The sequence below is a fragment of the Streptomyces sp. NPDC044921 genome (genome assembly GCF_056432865.1).
In genome coordinates this window covers 206,429-222,020 of sequence record NZ_JBWKIF010000013.1, presented here as the reverse complement: position 1 = coordinate 222,020, position 15,592 = coordinate 206,429, and the positions used below count along the sequence as shown (strand labels likewise).

Below are 15,592 nucleotides of genomic sequence, written 5' to 3'. Positions count from 1 at the left end.
CATGAAGATCAAGAAGGGCGACCTGGTCCAGGTCATCACCGGTAAGGACAAGGGCAAGCAGGGCAAGGTCATCGCGGCCTTCCCCCGTGAGGACCGTGTCCTGGTCGAGGGTGTCAACCGGGTCAAGAAGCACACCAAGGCCGGTCCGACGGCTCGCGGTTCGCAGGCCGGCGGCATCGTCACCACCGAGGCGCCGATCCACGTCTCCAACGTCCAGCTGGTCGTGGAGAAGGACGGCAAGAAGGTCGTGACCCGCGTCGGTTACCGCTTCGACGACGAGGGCAACAAGATCCGCGTTGCCAAGCGGACGGGTGAGGACATCTGATGGCTACCACCACCACTCCGCGTCTGAAGCAGAAGTACCGCGAGGAGATCGCGGGCAAGCTGCGTGACGAGTTCAAGTACGAGAACGTCATGCAGATCCCCGGCCTCGTCAAGATCGTGGTCAACATGGGTGTGGGCGACGCCGCCCGCGACTCCAAGCTGATCGAGGGCGCCATCCGCGACCTCACCACGATCACCGGTCAGAAGCCGGCCGTCACCAAGGCCCGCAAGTCCATCGCGCAGTTCAAGCTGCGTGAGGGTCAGCCGATCGGTGCCCACGTCACGCTCCGTGGCGACCGCATGTGGGAGTTCCTGGACCGCACCCTGTCGCTGGCGCTCCCGCGCATCCGCGACTTCCGCGGCCTGTCCCCCAAGCAGTTCGACGGCCGTGGCAACTACACCTTCGGTCTCACGGAGCAGGTCATGTTCCACGAGATCGACCAGGACAAGATCGACCGCGTCCGGGGTATGGACATCACCGTGGTCACCACGGCGACCAACGACGAAGAGGGCCGCGCGCTCCTCCGTCACCTCGGCTTCCCCTTCAAGGAGGCGTGAGCGAGATGGCGAAGAAGGCTCTCATCGCGAAGGCTGCTCGCAAGCCCAAGTTCGGTGTGCGCGCGTACACCCGCTGCCAGCGCTGCGGCCGTCCGCACTCCGTGTACCGCAAGTTCGGCCTGTGCCGCGTGTGCCTGCGTGAGATGGCTCACCGTGGCGAGCTGCCGGGCGTGACCAAGAGCTCCTGGTAATCCCCACTTCAGGGATTCCGGAAGACTCTCGGTAAGCATCTGGGTGGACAGGAGCCCTCCCCGCATGGCTTAGGCTTGTGGGGTTGGGCGCCTGTCGCCGCCCGTACGACTTACTACGCCGTAGGTCCACCGCGCCGCACCCGTCCCGTCTCGGATCGGGGAGAGGGATGGCGCACCAGGAAACCCCGGCGAGAGAGGCCGAAGGCCAATTCATGACCATGACTGATCCGATCGCAGACATGCTTACGCGTCTGCGGAACGCGAACTCGGCGTACCACGACTCGGTGTCGATGCCGCACTCCAAGATCAAGTCTCACATCGCGGAGATCCTCCAGCAGGAGGGCTTCATCACGGGCTGGAAGGTCGAGGACGCCGAGGTCGGCAAGAACCTCGTCCTGGAGCTGAAGTTCGGCCCCAACCGTGAGCGCTCCATCGCGGGCATCAAGCGGATCTCCAAGCCCGGTCTCCGGGTGTACGCGAAGTCCACCAACCTGCCGAAGGTGCTCGGCGGCCTCGGCGTGGCGATCATCTCCACGTCGCACGGGCTCCTCACCGACAAGCAGGCCGGCAAGAAGGGCGTGGGTGGGGAAGTCCTCGCCTACGTCTGGTAGCGGAAGGGAACGGAGGAAACAGCTATGTCGCGCATCGGCAAGCTCCCCATCGCGGTTCCCGCCGGCGTGGACGTCACCATCGACGGCCAGACGGTCTCGGTCAAGGGCCCCAAGGGCACGCTGACCCACACCGTCGTGGCGCCGATCGAGATCGCCAAGGGCGAGGACGGCGTGCTGAACGTCACCCGCCCCAACGACGAGCGTCAGAACAAGGCCCTGCACGGCCTGTCCCGCACGCTGGTGGCGAACATGATCACCGGCGTGACCGAGGGTTACGTGAAGAAGCTCGAAATCAGCGGTGTCGGTTACCGCGTTGTCGCCAAGGGTTCGAACCTGGAGTTCTCCCTCGGTTACAGCCACCCGATCCTGGTCGAGGCGCCCGAGGGCATCACCTTCAAGGTGGAGGCCCCCACCCGCTTCTCGGTCGAGGGCATCGACAAGCAGAAGGTCGGCGAGGTTGCGGCCAACATCCGCAAGCTGCGCAAGCCCGACCCGTACAAGGCCAAGGGCGTCAAGTACGAGGGCGAAGTCATCCGCCGCAAGGTCGGAAAGGCGGGTAAGTAAGCCATGGCATACGGGCAGAAGATCCTCAAGGGCGACGCCTACAAGCGCGCCGCGATCAAGCGCCGTCACATCCGGATCCGCAAGCGGATCAACGGTACGGCGGAGCGTCCCCGTCTGGTCGTGACCCGCTCCAACCGCCACATCGTGGCGCAGGTGATCGACGACTTGAAGGGCCACACCCTGGCGTCGGCGTCCACCCTGGACAGCTCGATCCGCGGTGGCGAGGGCGACAAGTCCGCGCAGGCCAAGCAGGTCGGCGCCCTGGTCGCCGAGCGTGCCAAGGCCGCCGGTGTCGAGGCCGTCGTGTTCGACCGTGGTGGCAACCAGTACGCCGGGCGCATCGCCGCCCTGGCGGACGCCGCCCGCGAAGCCGGGCTCAAGTTCTGAGCCGCTTGTAGCTAGCGGAAAGAGAGAGGTAATCCAATGGCTGGACCCCAGCGCCGCGGAAGCGGTGCCGGTGGCGGCGAGCGGCGGGACCGGAAGGGCCGTGACGGCGGCGCTGCTGCCGCCGAGAAGACCGCGTACGTTGAGCGCGTTGTCGCGATCAACCGCGTCGCCAAGGTTGTGAAGGGTGGTCGTCGCTTCAGCTTCACCGCGCTGGTCGTGGTGGGCGACGGTGACGGCACCGTGGGTGTCGGCTACGGCAAGGCCAAGGAGGTGCCGGCCGCCATCGCCAAGGGCGTTGAGGAGGCCAAGAAGCACTTCTTCAAGGTCCCCCGTATCCAGGGCACCATCCCGCACCCCATCCAGGGTGAGAAGGCTGCCGGCGTCGTGCTGCTCAAGCCCGCGTCCCCGGGTACCGGCGTTATCGCCGGTGGTCCGGTGCGCGCCGTGCTCGAGTGCGCCGGTATCCACGACGTGCTGTCGAAGTCGCTCGGCTCCGACAACGCGATCAACATCGTGCACGCGACCGTGGCGGCCCTGAAGGGCCTGCAGCGTCCCGAGGAGATCGCGGCCCGCCGTGGTCTGCCGCTGGAGGACGTCGCCCCCGCGGCTCTGCTGCGCGCTCGTGCCGGGGCGGGTGTGTGATCATGGCGCAGCTCAAGATCACGCAGGTCAAGTCCTACATCGGCAGCAAGCAGAACCACCGTGACACCCTGCGCTCCCTTGGTCTCAAGGGGATCAACACGCAGGTCGTCAAGGAGGACCGCCCCGAGTTCCGCGGCATGGTGCACACCGTCCGCCACCTCGTGACGGTCGAGGAGGTCGACTGATCATGGCGGAGCAGAACCCGCTCAAGATCCACAACCTCCGTCCCGCCCCGGGCGCCAAGACCGCCAAGACCCGTGTCGGTCGTGGTGAGGCGTCGAAGGGTAAGACGGCCGGTCGTGGTACCAAGGGCACCAAGGCCCGTTACCAGGTTCCGGAGCGCTTCGAGGGTGGGCAGATGCCCCTCCACATGCGCCTCCCGAAGCTGAAGGGCTTCAAGAACCCGTTCAAGACCGAGTACCAGGTCGTGAACCTCGACAAGCTGGCCGCGCTCTACCCCGAGGGTGGCGAGGTCACCGTCGAGGGTCTGGTGGCCAAGGGCGCCGTTCGCAAGAACGCGCTCGTCAAGGTCCTCGGCCAGGGCGAGATCTCCGTGGCGCTGCAGGTGACGGTCGACGCCGTCTCCGGCTCCGCCAAGGAGAAGATCACCGCCGCCGGCGGTTCCGTCACCGAGCTCGTCTGAACTCCACAGGCGTCTCGATGACCTGAGCGATCCCGACCGGGGATACCCCACAAATGGGGTATCCCCGGTTGGTCGTTCCTAGGGCGGCAGTCGCGCCGGTAAGGTGGCCTGCACTGCCCTCTTTTCACAGGGTGCTGCACTTCCGGCACTCTGAGCGGCAGTTGACCGTTACCTATTCGTCGAACCTCAAGACCGTCACCCTTGACGCAGTTGCGCGGGGGTCGCAGGAGGCACCGTGCTCACCGCGTTCGCCCGGGCGTTCAAGACGCCCGACCTGCGCAAGAAGCTGCTCTTCACGCTCGGCATCATCGTGGTCTACCGGGTCGGTACGCACATCCCGATCCCAGGCGTCGACTACCGGAACGTCCAGACCTGCATCGACGCGGCCCAGGCCAACCAGGGCCTGTTCGGTCTGGTGAACATGTTCAGCGGCGGCGCGCTGCTGCAGATCACGATCTTCGCGCTGGGCATCATGCCGTACATCACGGCGAGCATCATTCTGCAGCTGCTGACCGTGGTGATCCCGCGCCTGGAAGCCCTGAAGAAGGAGGGCCAGGCCGGTACGGCGAAGATCACGCAGTACACCCGTTACCTGACGATCGCCCTCGCCGTCCTCCAGGGCACCGGCCTCGTCGCCACCGCCCGCAGCGGCGCCCTGTTCTCGGGCTGCCCGGTGGCCAGCCAGATCGTCCCGGACCAGTCGATCTTCGTCACCGTCACCATGGTCATCACCATGACCGCCGGTACGGCGACCGTGATGTGGCTCGGTGAGCTCATCACGGACCGCGGCATCGGCAACGGCATGTCGATCCTGATGTTCATCTCGATCGCCGCCACCTTCCCGTCCGCCCTGTGGGCCATCAAGGAGCAGGGTTCGCTGGCCGACGGCTGGATCGAGTTCGGCACGGTCGTCGCGGTCGGTCTCGTCGTGATCGGCCTGGTGGTCTTCGTCGAGCAGGCTCAGCGCCGCATTCCGGTCCAGTACGCCAAGCGGATGATCGGCCGCCGTTCCTACGGCGGTACGTCGACGTACATCCCGCTGAAGGTCAACCAGGCCGGCATCATCCCTGTGATCTTCGCCTCGTCCCTGCTCTACATCCCGGCGCTGATCGCTCAGTTCGCCGGCGGGAACTCCGGCTGGAAGATCTGGATCGAGAAGAATCTCGCGCTGCCGGACGCCCCGGCGCACATCGTCCTCTACTTCCTCCTGATCATCTTCTTCGCCTTCTTCTACGTGGCCATCTCGTTCAACCCCGAGGAAGTCGCGGACAACATGAAGAAGTATGGTGGCTTCATCCCGGGCATCCGGGCTGGCCGACCGACCGCTGAGTACCTGAGCTACGTGCTCAACCGGATCACCTGGCCGGGTTCGCTGTACTTGGGTCTGATCGCTCTCGTGCCGACGATGGCGTTGGCAGGTTTCGGGGCAAACCAGAACTTCCCGTTCGGCGGGACCAGCATCCTGATCATCGTGGGTGTCGGTCTCGAGACGGTGAAGCAGATCGAGAGCCAGCTCCAGCAGCGCAATTACGAAGGGTTCCTCCGCTGATGCGTATCGTCCTCGTCGGGCCGCCGGGTGCCGGTAAGGGAACGCAGGCCGCGTTCCTGGCCCAGAACCTGTCGATCCCGCACATCTCCACGGGCGACCTGTTCCGGGCCAACATCAGCCGGCAGACGGAACTCGGCAAACTGGCGAAGTCCTACATGGACGCGGGCAATCTCGTGCCCGACGAGGTCACCATCGCCATGGCGAAGGACCGCATGGAGCAGCCGGACGCCGAGAACGGTTTCCTGCTGGACGGCTTCCCCCGCAACGTCTCCCAGGCCGAGGCGCTCGACGAGCTGCTGGAGTCCGAGCAGATGCAGCTCGACGCGGTGCTCGACCTGGAGGTCCCCGAGGACGAGGTGGTCAAGCGGATCGCCGGCCGCCGCGTCTGCCGCAACGAGTCGGGGCACGTCTTCCACGTGACGTACAAGCCGCCGGCCAAGGAAGGCGTCTGCGACCTCTGCGGCGGCGAGCTCTACCAGCGGGACGACGACTCCGAGGAGACCGTCCGCAAGCGGCTGGAGGTCTACCACACCCAGACCGAGCCGATCATCGACTACTACAAGGCCCAGGGCCTGGTGGTCACGATCTCGGCGCTCGGCAAGGTGGAGGACGTCACGACGCGCGCCATGGAGGCGCTCAAGCGTGGCGAGGGCGACAAGTAGTCGTTCGCACGCAGCTACGGCCGCGGTTCCCCTCGGGGGCCGCGGCTGCTGCGTGGGCGGGGCCACCGCCCGGCCCCGTATCGTTGAAGGCGTTCACCGCCGCCGAAGGTCCAGAAAGGCCGTAGCCCCCATGGTGCAGATCAAGACCCCCGAGCAGATCGCCAAGATGCGTGAGGCGGGGCTGGTCGTCGCAGCCATCCACGCGGCGACCCGTGAGGCCGCCGTCCCCGGGGCCACGACCAGGGACCTGGACCAGGTCGCGCGCAAGGTGCTCGCCGAGCACAACGCCAAGCCGAACTTCCTCGGCTACGGCGGCTTCCCCGCGACCATCTGCACGTCGGTGAACGAGGTCGTGGTCCACGGCATCCCCTCCGACGATGTCGTCCTCAAGGACGGGGACGTCATCTCCATCGACTGCGGCGCGATCATCGACGGCTGGCACGGCGACGCCGCCTACACGGCCTTCGTGGGCTCCGGCCACTCCCCGGAGCTGGTCGAGCTCTCCCGGGTCACCGAGGAGTCGATGTGGGCCGGCATCGCGGCCATGAAGCAGGGCAACCGGCTGGTCGACATCTCCCGGGCGATCGAGACGTACATCCGCCGGCAGCCCAAGCCGGGCGGCGGCAAGTACGGGATCATCGAGGACTACGGCGGGCACGGCATCGGCACGGAGATGCACATGGACCCGCACCTGCTGAACTACGTCGACCGCCGGCGCGGCAAGGGCCCGAAGCTGGTGCCCGGGTTCTGCCTCGCGATCGAGCCGATGGTGTCCCTGGGGACGCCGCGGACGGAGGTCCTGGAGGACGACTGGACGGTCGTCACCACGGACGGTACGTGGTCGTCGCACTGGGAGCACTCGGTCGCGCTGACCGAGGAGGGGCCCCTGGTGCTCACGTCTCCCGACGGGGGCAAGGCGAAGCTCGCCGAGCTGGGGATCCAGGCCGCGCCGGATCCGCTGGGCTGAGCGCCGTTCAGGGCGCGCTTAAAGGTCTTGCGATACGGGCAAGCTTCCTCGATTCGTGTTTCCGAGGGGCCTGACGTAGACTGACTCGTCGGCTCTTGTGTACCCGCATGCCTGCATGCGCTCGCACGGAGTCGATCAAGGTAGTCGATTCGAAGGGCGAAGCGTGGCCAAGAAGCAAGGTGCCATCGAGATCGAGGGCACTGTCGTCGAGTCTCTTCCGAACGCCATGTTCAAGGTCGAGCTCCAGAACGGCCACCAGGTCCTGGCACACATCAGCGGCAAGATGCGGATGCACTACATCCGTATCCTCCCTGACGACCGGGTCGTGGTGGAGCTGTCTCCGTACGACCTCACGCGTGGCCGGATCGTCTACCGCTACAAGTAGATCTTGCCTGTGACCCGGCGCCTCGTGCGTTCGGGCTGCCGGCACTGACCCGGAGAACCTCACCCCATGAAGGTCAAGCCGAGCGTCAAGAAGATCTGCGACAAGTGCAGGGTGATCCGCCGTCACGGCCGGGTCATGGTCATCTGCGAGAACCCGCGCCACAAGCAGCGCCAGGGCTGACGCACGACCGATCCCTCTGCATCCATCGCAGAGATTCGCGCGACGCAAGCTGAATAGTTCATACGCAGGGCCCAGGCGGGCGCCGATCCGCCTGACACCCCCGGTCGGAGGCCGGGGACCCAGTTCGTACCTGGTACGGCGGCTGGGAGTCGGTTCTGTGGAAGACCTCCGACAAGCAACTGGAGCCATTGAATGGCACGCGTTTCCGGTGTTGACATCCCGCGCGACAAGCGCGTGGAGATCGCCCTCACCTACGTGTTCGGCATCGGCCGGACCCTCTCGCAGCAGACGCTGGCCGCCACCGGCGTCGACCCGAACACCCGCGTTCGCGACCTCTCCGAGGAGCAGCTCGTCGCGATCCGCGAGTACGTCGACAACAACATCAAGACCGAGGGTGACCTCCGTCGTGAGATCCAGGCCGACATCCGCCGCAAGGTGGAGATCGGTACCTACCAGGGTCTGCGTCACCGTCGCGGTCTGCCCGTCCGCGGTCAGCGCACCAGCACCAACGCGCGTACCCGCAAGGGCCCGCGTCGCGCCATCGCCGGCAAGAAGAAGCCGGGCAAGAAGTAGTCCACAGCGGACGCCTGTCCACGGTCTTCGCTGTAGGACCGACCACCTCCCGTAGGAGTTATAGATGCCCCCCAAGGGTCGTCAGGGCGCTGCCAAGAAGGTGCGCCGCAAGGAAAAGAAGAACGTCGCTCACGGCCACGCGCACATCAAGAGCACGTTCAACAACACGATCGTCTCGATCACGGACCCGTCCGGCAACGTGATCTCCTGGGCCTCCGCCGGCCACGTCGGCTTCAAGGGCTCCCGGAAGTCCACGCCGTTCGCCGCGCAGATGGCCGCCGAGTCGGCTGCCCGCCGCGCCCAGGAGCACGGCATGCGCAAGGTCGACGTGTTCGTGAAGGGCCCGGGTTCCGGTCGTGAGACCGCGATCCGCTCCCTGCAGGCCACGGGCCTCGAGGTCGGCTCCATCCAGGACGTCACCCCGACCCCGCACAACGGCTGCCGTCCGCCGAAGCGCCGCCGCGTCTGACGCGAGGCTGCTGCACGCAGACTGTGGTTCCGGGCGGTACGGCTCCGTAAAAGGGCCGTATCGCCCGTACCCTTGCAGTACCCGCACTCTTCCCGGTGCGGTTTCCGTCGGGCGTCATATAGCGGGCGTCCACGAAAGAAGGATCTGATCCACACATGCTGATCGCTCAGCGTCCCTCGTTGACCGAAGAGGTCGTCGACGAGTTCCGCTCCCGGTTCGTGATCGAGCCGCTGGAGCCGGGCTTCGGCTACACCCTCGGCAACTCCCTGCGCCGGACCCTCCTGTCCTCGATCCCGGGTGCGGCGGTCACGTCCATCCGCATCGACGGCGTGCTGCACGAGTTCACCACCGTGCCGGGCGTCAAGGAGGACGTCACCGACCTGATCCTCAACATCAAGCAGCTGGTCGTCTCCTCGGAGCACGACGAGCCGGTCGTGATGTACCTGCGCAAGCAGGGCCCGGGTCTGGTCACCGCCGCCGACATCGCGCCCCCGGCCGGTGTCGAGGTGCACAACCCCGACCTCGTCCTCGCCACGCTCAACGGCAAGGGCAAGCTGGAGATGGAGCTGACGGTCGAGCGCGGCCGCGGTTACGTCTCCGCCGTGCAGAACAAGCAGGTCGGCCAGGAGATCGGCCGGATCCCGGTCGACTCGATCTACTCGCCGGTGCTCAAGGTCACGTACAAGGTCGAGGCCACGCGTGTCGAGCAGCGGACCGACTTCGACAAGCTGATCGTCGACGTCGAAACCAAGCAGGCCATGCGCCCGCGCGACGCCATGGCGTCGGCCGGAAAGACCCTGGTCGAGCTGTTCGGTCTCGCCCGCGAGCTGAACATCGACGCCGAGGGCATCGACATGGGCCCGTCCCCCACGGACGCCGCCCTGGCCGCCGACCTGGCCCTGCCGATCGAGGAGCTGGAGCTCACCGTTCGGTCGTACAACTGCCTCAAGCGCGAGGGCATCCACTCCGTGGGTGAGCTCGTGGCGCGGTCCGAGGCGGACCTGCTCGACATCCGCAACTTCGGTGCGAAGTCGATCGACGAGGTCAAGGCGAAGCTGGCCGGCATGGGCCTGGCCCTGAAGGACAGCCCGCCCGGATTCGACCCGACCGCCGCCGCGGACGCGTTCGGTGCCGATGACGACGCGGACGCGGGCTTCGTCGAGACCGAGCAGTACTAAGAGCTCGGGTTCGACGGGTCGTTCCAGGCTGCCGTCCGGCTGTGGCTGGTCGCGCAGTTCCCCGCACCCCTTTGGGGCGCGGATCCTCCGGGGTGTCGAAAGGCGCCCCGGATCTCCGACAGGCGACCGCCTGCTCGGATACTGACCCCGGTACCTGATACGGCCGGGGCAGACACCTAGGAGAAACACCATGCCGAAGCCCACCAAGGGTGCCCGTCTGGGCGGCAGCGCCGCGCACGAGAAGCTGATGCTCGCGAACCTCGCGAAGTCGCTGTTCGAGCACGGTCGTATCACCACCACCGAGGCGAAGGCCCGCCGCCTGCGCCCGTACGCCGAGCGTCTGGTCACCAAGGCGAAGAAGGGCGACCTTCACAACCGCCGTCAGGTGCTCCAGGTCATCACGGACAAGAGCGTCGTCCACACGCTCTTCACCGAGATCGGCCCGCGCTACGAGAACCGTCCGGGTGGCTACACCCGCATCACCAAGATCGGTAACCGCCGTGGCGACAACGCGCCCATGGCCGTCATCGAGCTGGTCGAGGGTCTGACGGTGGCGCAGGAGGCGACCGGCGAGGCCGAGGCCGCGACCAAGCGTGCCGCGAAGGACAACGAGGCTGCCGAGGCCCAGGTCGACACGACCAAGGCCGACGAGGCTTCCGCCGAGGAGTCCAAGGACGCGTAAGCGTCTGCCGGGGACTGACGGTCGGCGGCTTGCGGTACGCCGTGGTCGTTCGCGCAGTTCCCCGCGCCCCTGAAGGGCGTCATGGACGGGTCCGTTCCCTTTCGAGGGGGCGGGCCCGTCTTCGTGTGGGTGAGAGGATCCTGGGGTGAGTGAGGAAGTAGCACCCGGTCACGTCCGGGTACGGCTGGATCTCTCCTATGACGGGAGCGAGTTCTCGGGCTGGGCCAAGCAGGCCGGGGGGCGGCGGACCGTGCAGGGGGAGATCGAGGACGCCCTGCGGACCGTGACGCGGTCCGGGGAGACCTACGAGCTGACCGTGGCCGGGCGGACCGACGCCGGTGTGCACGCCCGGGGTCAGGTCGCGCACGTCGATCTGCCGGAGGCCGTCTGGCGTGAGCACCACCAGAAGCTGCTCAAGCGGCTCGCCGGGCGACTGCCCCGGGACGTGCGGGTCTGGGCGCTGAGGGAGGCGCCCAGCGGCTTCAACGCCCGTTTCTCGGCGGTGTGGCGGCGGTACGCCTACCGGGTCACCGACAACCCCGGTGGCGTCGACCCGCTGCTGCGCAACCACGTGCTGTGGCACGACTGGCCGCTCGACGTGGACGCCATGAACGAGGCCGCCGGCGGGCTGCTGGGCGAGCACGACTTCGCCGCCTACTGCAAGAAGCGGGAAGGGGCCACCACCATCCGCACGCTCCAGGAGCTGAGCCTGGTGCGCGGCGACGACGGCATCATCACGGCCACCGTGCGGGCCGACGCCTTCTGCCACAACATGGTGCGTTCGCTCATCGGGGCGCTGCTGTTCGTGGGCGACGGGCACCGGCCGCCGGACTGGCCCGCGAAGGTACTGGCGGCCGGGGTGCGGGACTCGGCCGTGCACGTCGTACGGCCGCACGGGCTGACGCTGGAGGAAGTCGGCTATCCCGCCGACGAGTTGCTCGCCGCGCGCAGCAGGGAGGCGCGGAACAAGCGGTCGCTGCCGTCGGCCGGGTGCTGCTGAGCGCCCGCTACCCGTTCGCCGCGGCCGAGGCCTGGGCCTCGCCGCGGCGGCGGATCTGGTTGAACGTGAACTGCTGGAGGTCGCCGCTGGTGCGGAACACCTCGGCGTCCTTGGTGGTGACGTCCTCGCCGCTGGTGAAGCCCGCGTTGGCGAAGTAGGCGTAGCGGCCGTAGGAGTTGCTCGTCGTGTTGCAGACGGCGGACTCGCAGAAGCCCTTCACGCCGCCGCCCGAGAGCGACTTCACGAAGCTCTTCCTGTCGGTCTGGCTCTTGGCCCTGAGCGCCTGGGCCTCGGTGTCGAAGACCGCCACGCCCATGGTGACCGCGATACCGCCCTTGACGTACGTCACGCGTATCAGGCGCGTGCAGTCGTTGGCCGTGAGGACCTTGCGGAGGGTGCCGCCGGCGGCCGAGGCGCAGCTCCTGGTGTCGGCGGTGGGTCCCTTCTTGTAGACGGTGTCGCCCATCGTCAGCTGGGTGCCCGGGAAGAGCGTCTCCGGGCTGAGCGGGGCCTTGTCCTTCTTCGCGCTGGCGACGAAGTCCTTCGGGTCCAGCGGGGGAGGGGCGCTGGTCGGGGCGAACGACGGGGCCGAGGCCGTGCCGCTGGGGATGTCCGCCGAGGGCAGGGAGGCCGGGTTGTTGGACCGGTCGTCGCCGTTGGCCGAGACCACGGCCACCGCGACGGCGGTGCCGATCGCGACCGTGGCGAGCGCGCCGCCGCCGACGAGCAGCAGGCGGCGCCGCTTGTTGCGGGCCTCGGAGGCTTCAGCGAGCGCCGCCCAGTCCGGGGACTGGCCGACCCCGCTGCTCCAGGGCTGCTGCGACTGCGGTTTCCAGGGATCCCACTGGGACTGAGGTCCCCCCTGCCCATAGCTCATGGGGCGCATCTTAGACGGGACATGGGGCGTGCTGGTCCGCCTGGACGGGCCGCGCAGCCCCTAGCGTTCCTCCCATGCGCACGGGCAAAGGCGACATCTGCGGGTGGTTGGGGCGACTGCTGCCGGCCGTGCTGCTGCTGGTCTGTCTGGCGGTGGGACCGGCCGCGGCGGCCGGGGTGTGGCCGTCCGTCGTGGTCGGGGCGGTGCGGGCCCTCCGCCGGGCGCGCGGGGGCGTCTCCCCGGCGCGGTGGTGCGCCGGGGTGGTGGCCGATGTGGTGTTCCCGGCCGTGTTCCCGTACGCGCGGCCGGTGCGGCGGCGAACCCTGCGCAGGGCCGTCACGCTGTGTGCCGCGCTGTGCGCACGGAGGAGCGTCCGGCGGCGGTGATCCCGCGTTTTGACCCTTGTCGAACGCCCCGGTATTCTGCTTGTTCGTTGTGTATTGGCTTGCTCATTCTCACGGGACGGGCCCTTACACCGGTCCACCGGGCCGATGACCAGCGACCAGCACGCGGTTTGCGTCACCGCAGTGCGGTCAAGGCTGTCGTGATCGTTTCGGTGACCTGTTCAGGACCATTCACTCGAAGCGAAGGCTACGAACCGTGCGTACGTACAGCCCCAAGCCCGGCGATGTGACGCGCCAGTGGCACGTCATTGACGCTCAGGACGTCGTCCTGGGCCGTCTCGCCTCCACCGCAGCGACCCTTCTCCGGGGCAAGCACAAGCCGATCTACGCGCCGCACGTCGACGCTGGTGACTTCGTCATCATCATCAACGCCGACAAGGTGCACCTCTCCGGCAACAAGCGCACCCAGAAGATGGCGTACCGCCACTCCGGCTACCCGGGTGGTCTGCGCTCCGTCCGTTACGACGAGCTGCTCGACAAGAACCCCGAGAAGGCCATCGAGAAGGCCGTCAAGGGCATGCTCCCCAAGAACACTCTGGGCCGTCAGATGCTCTCGAAGCTGAAGGTCTACAAGGGTGACCAGCACCCGCACGGCGCGCAGCAGCCGCAGCCGTACGAGATCACCCAGGTCGCGCAGTAAGTCCGGCCACCCCCTAAGACTGAAGAGAATCTGAGGAGAATCGTGGCCGAGACCACTGCCGAGCAGCCGCTCGAAGAGCTTGACATCGACAGCTACACCACCGAGTCCGAGGTCCCCGTCGAGGGCGAGTACACCTCGGAGTCCATGGCGTCCCGCTTCGGCGAGCCCCAGCCGGCCGCCGGCCTGGGCCGTCGCAAGAACGCCATCGCCCGCGTCCGGATCGTCCCGGGCACCGGCAAGTGGAAGATCAACGGTCGCACCCTCGAGGACTACTTCCCGAACAAGGTGCACCAGCAGGAAGTCAACGAGCCGTTCAAGGTCCTCGAGCTCGAGGGCCGCTACGACGTCATCGCCCGCATCGCCGGTGGCGGTGTCTCCGGTCAGGCCGGTGCGCTCCGTCTCGGTGTCGCCCGCGCGCTGAACGAGGCCGACGTCGACAACAACCGCGGCCCGCTGAAGAAGGCCGGCTTCCTCCGCCGCGACGACCGTGCGGTCGAGCGCAAGAAGGCCGGTCTGAAGAAGGCCCGCAAGGCTCCGCAGTACAGCAAGCGCTAATCGCGTCGCCCGTCCTCGCGACTGGCTTCGCCTCGATCGCCCCGGCGGCACGGTTGTGCTGCCGGGGCGGTTCGTTTACACAACCCGTACCGGCCCCGGACGGTCTCAGGGGACGTACTCGGGAATGTGAGCCGCATTCCCTTCAGCAATACGGAGGACACCACTGTGGGACGACTCTTCGGCACGGACGGCGTGCGCGGTGTCGCCAACGCGGATCTCACGGCGGAGATGGCCCTGGGCCTGTCCGTGGCCGCGGCGCACGTACTGGCCGAGGCGGGCACGTTCGAGGGGCACCGGCCCACCGCTGTCGTCGGGCGTGACCCGCGCGCGTCCGGGGAGTTCCTGGAAGCCGCCGTGGTCGCGGGCCTCGCCAGCGCCGGTGTGGACGTCCTGCGCGTCGGTGTGCTGCCGACGCCCGCGGTGGCCTTCCTGACCGCGTCGCTCGGGGCCGACCTGGGGGTGATGCTCTCCGCGAGCCACAACGCCATGCCCGACAACGGCATCAAGTTCTTCGCCCGCGGCGGCCACAAGCTCGCCGACGAGCTGGAGGACCGGATCGAGTCCGTCTACGAGGAGCACCGCACCGGCGCCCCCTGGGACCGGCCGACCGGCGCCGGGGTGGGCCGGGTGCGCGACTACGACGAGGGCTTCGACCGGTACGTCGAGCACCTGCTGGGTGTCCTGCCGAACCGTCTCGACGGGTTGAAGGTCGTCCTCGACGAGGCGCACGGTGCCGCCGCCCGGGTCTCGCCCGAGGCGTTCCAGCGGGCCGGCGCCGAGGTCGTCACGATCGGGGCCGAGCCGGACGGGCTCAACATCAACGACGGGTGCGGCTCGACCCACCTGGACAAGCTCAAGGCGGCGGTCGTCGAGCACGGGGCCGACCTGGGCATCGCGCACGACGGCGACGCCGACCGGTGCCTCGCCGTGGACCACACCGGCGAGGAGGTGGACGGCGACCAGATCCTCGCCGTGCTGGCCCTGGCCATGCGGGAGCAGTCCGCGCTGCGGTCCGAGACGGTCGTGGCCACCGTGATGTCGAACCTCGGCTTCAAGCTCGCCATGGAGCGGGAGGGCATCCGGCTGGTGCAGACCGCGGTGGGCGACCGGTACGTGCTGGAGGAGATGAAGGAGCACGGGTTCGCGCTCGGCGGCGAGCAGTCCGGGCACGTGATCATCCTCGACCACGCGACGACCGGTGACGGCACGCTCACCGGCCTGCTGCTGGCGGCGCGGGTCGCCGGGAGCGGGCGTCCGCTGCGGGAGCTGGCCTCCGTGATGGAGCGGCTGCCGCAGGTGCTGGTCAATGTGCCGGACGTGGACAGGTCCCGGGTGAAGACGTCCGCGGAGCTGGCGGCGGCCGTCGCCGACGCGGAGCGGGAGCTCGGGTCCACCGGGCGGGTGCTGCTGCGGCCCTCCGGGACCGAGCCGCTGGTCCGGGTGATGGTGGAGGCGGCCGATATCGAGCAGGCCCGGTCCGTGGCGGGGCGGCTGGCCGATGTGGTGAAGTCCGCGCTGGGGTAGTGGGCCGGGCCGGGGCGGGGGCCGCGG

The 15,592-nt window shown here is 67.9% G+C and carries 24 protein-coding genes; 23 read left to right on the top strand and 1 reads right to left on the bottom strand.

Annotated features, from left to right (window positions below):
* Nucleotide 1 precedes the first annotated feature (1 nt).
* The 19 genes from rplX (at nucleotide 2) to truA (ending at nucleotide 11,565) form a co-directional block, all read left to right on the top strand.
* The gene (rplX, locus tag AC07DA_RS22040; protein ID WP_010036713.1) at nucleotides 2-325 is read left to right on the top strand and encodes a 50S ribosomal protein L24; all 324 of its coding nucleotides are present in this window, start codon (nucleotides 2-4) and stop codon (nucleotides 323-325) included.
* Nucleotides 325-882, top strand: coding sequence for a 50S ribosomal protein L5 (rplE, locus tag AC07DA_RS22035; protein WP_309095770.1), 558 nt, complete (start codon nucleotides 325-327; stop codon nucleotides 880-882). Before rplX ends, rplE begins: the two co-directional genes overlap by 1 nt.
* Before the next feature lie 5 nt (nucleotides 883-887).
* Entirely contained in the window at nucleotides 888-1,073 is a 186-nt protein-coding gene (locus AC07DA_RS22030; protein ID WP_003956452.1) for a type Z 30S ribosomal protein S14, read from the top strand.
* Nucleotides 1,074-1,285: 212 nt separating this feature from the next.
* Nucleotides 1,286-1,684 (top strand): 30S ribosomal protein S8, encoded by a 399-nt coding sequence (rpsH, locus tag AC07DA_RS22025; RefSeq protein ID WP_014674378.1) that lies wholly within the window; start codon nucleotides 1,286-1,288, stop codon nucleotides 1,682-1,684.
* 24 nt (nucleotides 1,685-1,708) lie between these two features.
* Nucleotides 1,709-2,248, top strand: a complete 540-nt coding sequence (gene rplF, locus AC07DA_RS22020) for a 50S ribosomal protein L6 (protein ID WP_356442904.1) — start codon at nucleotides 1,709-1,711, stop codon at nucleotides 2,246-2,248.
* Nucleotides 2,249-2,251: 3 nt separating this feature from the next.
* Complete coding sequence (gene rplR, locus AC07DA_RS22015; protein WP_010036704.1) at nucleotides 2,252-2,635, top strand: 50S ribosomal protein L18; 384 nt, start codon at nucleotides 2,252-2,254, stop codon at nucleotides 2,633-2,635.
* Nucleotides 2,636-2,671: 36 nt separating this feature from the next.
* On the top strand, nucleotides 2,672-3,277 hold the full coding sequence (rpsE, locus tag AC07DA_RS22010; protein ID WP_094054455.1) for a 30S ribosomal protein S5: 606 nt from the start codon (nucleotides 2,672-2,674) through the stop codon (nucleotides 3,275-3,277).
* A gap of 2 nt (nucleotides 3,278-3,279) precedes the next feature.
* A complete protein-coding gene (rpmD, locus tag AC07DA_RS22005; protein ID WP_003974250.1) occupies nucleotides 3,280-3,462 on the top strand; it encodes a 50S ribosomal protein L30 in 183 nt (60 codons plus the stop codon).
* A gap of 2 nt (nucleotides 3,463-3,464) precedes the next feature.
* A complete protein-coding gene (gene rplO, locus AC07DA_RS22000; protein WP_094054456.1) occupies nucleotides 3,465-3,920 on the top strand; it encodes a 50S ribosomal protein L15 in 456 nt (151 codons plus the stop codon).
* 235 nt (nucleotides 3,921-4,155) lie between these two features.
* Entirely contained in the window at nucleotides 4,156-5,469 is a 1,314-nt protein-coding gene (gene secY / locus AC07DA_RS21995) for a preprotein translocase subunit SecY (RefSeq protein WP_479129863.1), read from the top strand.
* On the top strand, nucleotides 5,469-6,131 hold the full coding sequence (locus tag AC07DA_RS21990; protein WP_479129862.1) for an adenylate kinase: 663 nt from the start codon (nucleotides 5,469-5,471) through the stop codon (nucleotides 6,129-6,131). The genes secY and AC07DA_RS21990 overlap by 1 nt, the downstream gene beginning before the upstream one ends.
* A 130-nt stretch (nucleotides 6,132-6,261) precedes the next feature.
* Complete coding sequence (gene map, locus AC07DA_RS21985; RefSeq protein ID WP_479129861.1) at nucleotides 6,262-7,098, top strand: type I methionyl aminopeptidase; 837 nt, start codon at nucleotides 6,262-6,264, stop codon at nucleotides 7,096-7,098.
* 163 nt (nucleotides 7,099-7,261) lie between these two features.
* A complete protein-coding gene (infA, locus tag AC07DA_RS21980) occupies nucleotides 7,262-7,483 on the top strand; it encodes a translation initiation factor IF-1 (RefSeq protein ID WP_003948620.1) in 222 nt (73 codons plus the stop codon).
* A 66-nt stretch (nucleotides 7,484-7,549) separates the two neighbouring features.
* Nucleotides 7,550-7,663: a 50S ribosomal protein L36 gene (rpmJ, locus tag AC07DA_RS21975; RefSeq protein ID WP_003998809.1), complete on the top strand. Its 114-nt coding sequence runs from the start codon at nucleotides 7,550-7,552 to the stop codon at nucleotides 7,661-7,663.
* 192 nt (nucleotides 7,664-7,855) lie between these two features.
* Nucleotides 7,856-8,236 (top strand): 30S ribosomal protein S13, encoded by a 381-nt coding sequence (gene rpsM, locus AC07DA_RS21970; protein WP_010036675.1) that lies wholly within the window; start codon nucleotides 7,856-7,858, stop codon nucleotides 8,234-8,236.
* 64 nt (nucleotides 8,237-8,300) lie between these two features.
* Nucleotides 8,301-8,705 (top strand): 30S ribosomal protein S11, encoded by a 405-nt coding sequence (gene rpsK, locus AC07DA_RS21965; protein WP_003956432.1) that lies wholly within the window; start codon nucleotides 8,301-8,303, stop codon nucleotides 8,703-8,705.
* Nucleotides 8,706-8,860: 155 nt separating this feature from the next.
* Nucleotides 8,861-9,883, top strand: coding sequence for a DNA-directed RNA polymerase subunit alpha (locus AC07DA_RS21960; protein WP_003966937.1), 1,023 nt, complete (start codon nucleotides 8,861-8,863; stop codon nucleotides 9,881-9,883).
* A 190-nt stretch (nucleotides 9,884-10,073) separates the two neighbouring features.
* Nucleotides 10,074-10,565 (top strand): 50S ribosomal protein L17, encoded by a 492-nt coding sequence (gene rplQ / locus AC07DA_RS21955; protein WP_479129860.1) that lies wholly within the window; start codon nucleotides 10,074-10,076, stop codon nucleotides 10,563-10,565.
* 145 nt (nucleotides 10,566-10,710) lie between these two features.
* Nucleotides 10,711-11,565: a tRNA pseudouridine(38-40) synthase TruA gene (gene truA, locus AC07DA_RS21950; RefSeq protein ID WP_479129859.1), complete on the top strand. Its 855-nt coding sequence runs from the start codon at nucleotides 10,711-10,713 to the stop codon at nucleotides 11,563-11,565.
* Between the two features lie 7 nt (nucleotides 11,566-11,572).
* Here truA and AC07DA_RS21945 read toward each other — a convergent pair whose 3' ends face one another.
* A complete protein-coding gene (locus tag AC07DA_RS21945) occupies nucleotides 11,573-12,442 on the bottom strand; it encodes a hypothetical protein (RefSeq protein ID WP_479129858.1) in 870 nt (289 codons plus the stop codon).
* Nucleotides 12,443-12,516: 74 nt separating this feature from the next.
* On the opposite strand from AC07DA_RS21945, the gene AC07DA_RS21940 reads away from it, so the two are divergent.
* From AC07DA_RS21940 to glmM, 4 genes are all read left to right on the top strand, one after another.
* Nucleotides 12,517-12,828, top strand: a complete 312-nt coding sequence (locus AC07DA_RS21940) for a hypothetical protein (RefSeq protein ID WP_479129857.1) — start codon at nucleotides 12,517-12,519, stop codon at nucleotides 12,826-12,828.
* Nucleotides 12,829-13,042: 214 nt separating this feature from the next.
* The gene (rplM, locus tag AC07DA_RS21935; RefSeq protein WP_019754543.1) at nucleotides 13,043-13,486 is read left to right on the top strand and encodes a 50S ribosomal protein L13; all 444 of its coding nucleotides are present in this window, start codon (nucleotides 13,043-13,045) and stop codon (nucleotides 13,484-13,486) included.
* Between the two features lie 42 nt (nucleotides 13,487-13,528).
* The gene (rpsI, locus tag AC07DA_RS21930; protein ID WP_019526966.1) at nucleotides 13,529-14,041 is read left to right on the top strand and encodes a 30S ribosomal protein S9; all 513 of its coding nucleotides are present in this window, start codon (nucleotides 13,529-13,531) and stop codon (nucleotides 14,039-14,041) included.
* 165 nt (nucleotides 14,042-14,206) lie between these two features.
* Nucleotides 14,207-15,565 carry a phosphoglucosamine mutase gene (gene glmM / locus AC07DA_RS21925; RefSeq protein ID WP_479129855.1) on the top strand — a complete coding sequence of 453 codons (1,359 nt, stop codon included), beginning with the start codon at nucleotides 14,207-14,209 and terminating at the stop codon, nucleotides 15,563-15,565.
* Nucleotides 15,566-15,592: the final 27 nt, after the last annotated feature.

Excerpts from the sequence above, each read along its gene's own strand:
- rpsK (WP_003956432.1), top strand. The coding sequence starts at position 8,301 with ATGCCCCCCAAGGGTCGTCAGGGCGCTGCCAAGAAGGTGCGCCGCAAG.
- rpsM (WP_010036675.1), top strand. The coding sequence starts at position 7,856 with ATGGCACGCGTTTCCGGTGTTGACATCCCGCGCGACAAGCGCGTGGAG.
- rpsE (WP_094054455.1), top strand. The coding sequence starts at position 2,672 with ATGGCTGGACCCCAGCGCCGCGGAAGCGGTGCCGGTGGCGGCGAGCGG.
- AC07DA_RS21960 (WP_003966937.1), top strand. The coding sequence starts at position 8,861 with ATGCTGATCGCTCAGCGTCCCTCGTTGACCGAAGAGGTCGTCGACGAG.
- AC07DA_RS21945 (WP_479129858.1), bottom strand. The coding sequence starts at position 12,442 with ATGAGCTATGGGCAGGGGGGACCTCAGTCCCAGTGGGATCCCTGGAAA.
- rplR (WP_010036704.1), top strand. The coding sequence starts at position 2,252 with ATGGCATACGGGCAGAAGATCCTCAAGGGCGACGCCTACAAGCGCGCC.
- AC07DA_RS22030 (WP_003956452.1), top strand. The coding sequence starts at position 888 with ATGGCGAAGAAGGCTCTCATCGCGAAGGCTGCTCGCAAGCCCAAGTTC.
- rplE (WP_309095770.1), top strand. The coding sequence starts at position 325 with ATGGCTACCACCACCACTCCGCGTCTGAAGCAGAAGTACCGCGAGGAG.
- rpmJ (WP_003998809.1), top strand. The coding sequence starts at position 7,550 with ATGAAGGTCAAGCCGAGCGTCAAGAAGATCTGCGACAAGTGCAGGGTG.
- rplO (WP_094054456.1), top strand. The coding sequence starts at position 3,465 with ATGGCGGAGCAGAACCCGCTCAAGATCCACAACCTCCGTCCCGCCCCG.
- map (WP_479129861.1), top strand. The coding sequence starts at position 6,262 with ATGGTGCAGATCAAGACCCCCGAGCAGATCGCCAAGATGCGTGAGGCG.
- AC07DA_RS21990 (WP_479129862.1), top strand. The coding sequence starts at position 5,469 with ATGCGTATCGTCCTCGTCGGGCCGCCGGGTGCCGGTAAGGGAACGCAG.
- rplF (WP_356442904.1), top strand. The coding sequence starts at position 1,709 with ATGTCGCGCATCGGCAAGCTCCCCATCGCGGTTCCCGCCGGCGTGGAC.
- rpmD (WP_003974250.1), top strand. The coding sequence starts at position 3,280 with ATGGCGCAGCTCAAGATCACGCAGGTCAAGTCCTACATCGGCAGCAAG.
- rplX (WP_010036713.1), top strand. The coding sequence starts at position 2 with ATGAAGATCAAGAAGGGCGACCTGGTCCAGGTCATCACCGGTAAGGAC.
- AC07DA_RS21940 (WP_479129857.1), top strand. The coding sequence starts at position 12,517 with ATGCGCACGGGCAAAGGCGACATCTGCGGGTGGTTGGGGCGACTGCTG.
- rplQ (WP_479129860.1), top strand. The coding sequence starts at position 10,074 with ATGCCGAAGCCCACCAAGGGTGCCCGTCTGGGCGGCAGCGCCGCGCAC.
- rpsH (WP_014674378.1), top strand. The coding sequence starts at position 1,286 with ATGACCATGACTGATCCGATCGCAGACATGCTTACGCGTCTGCGGAAC.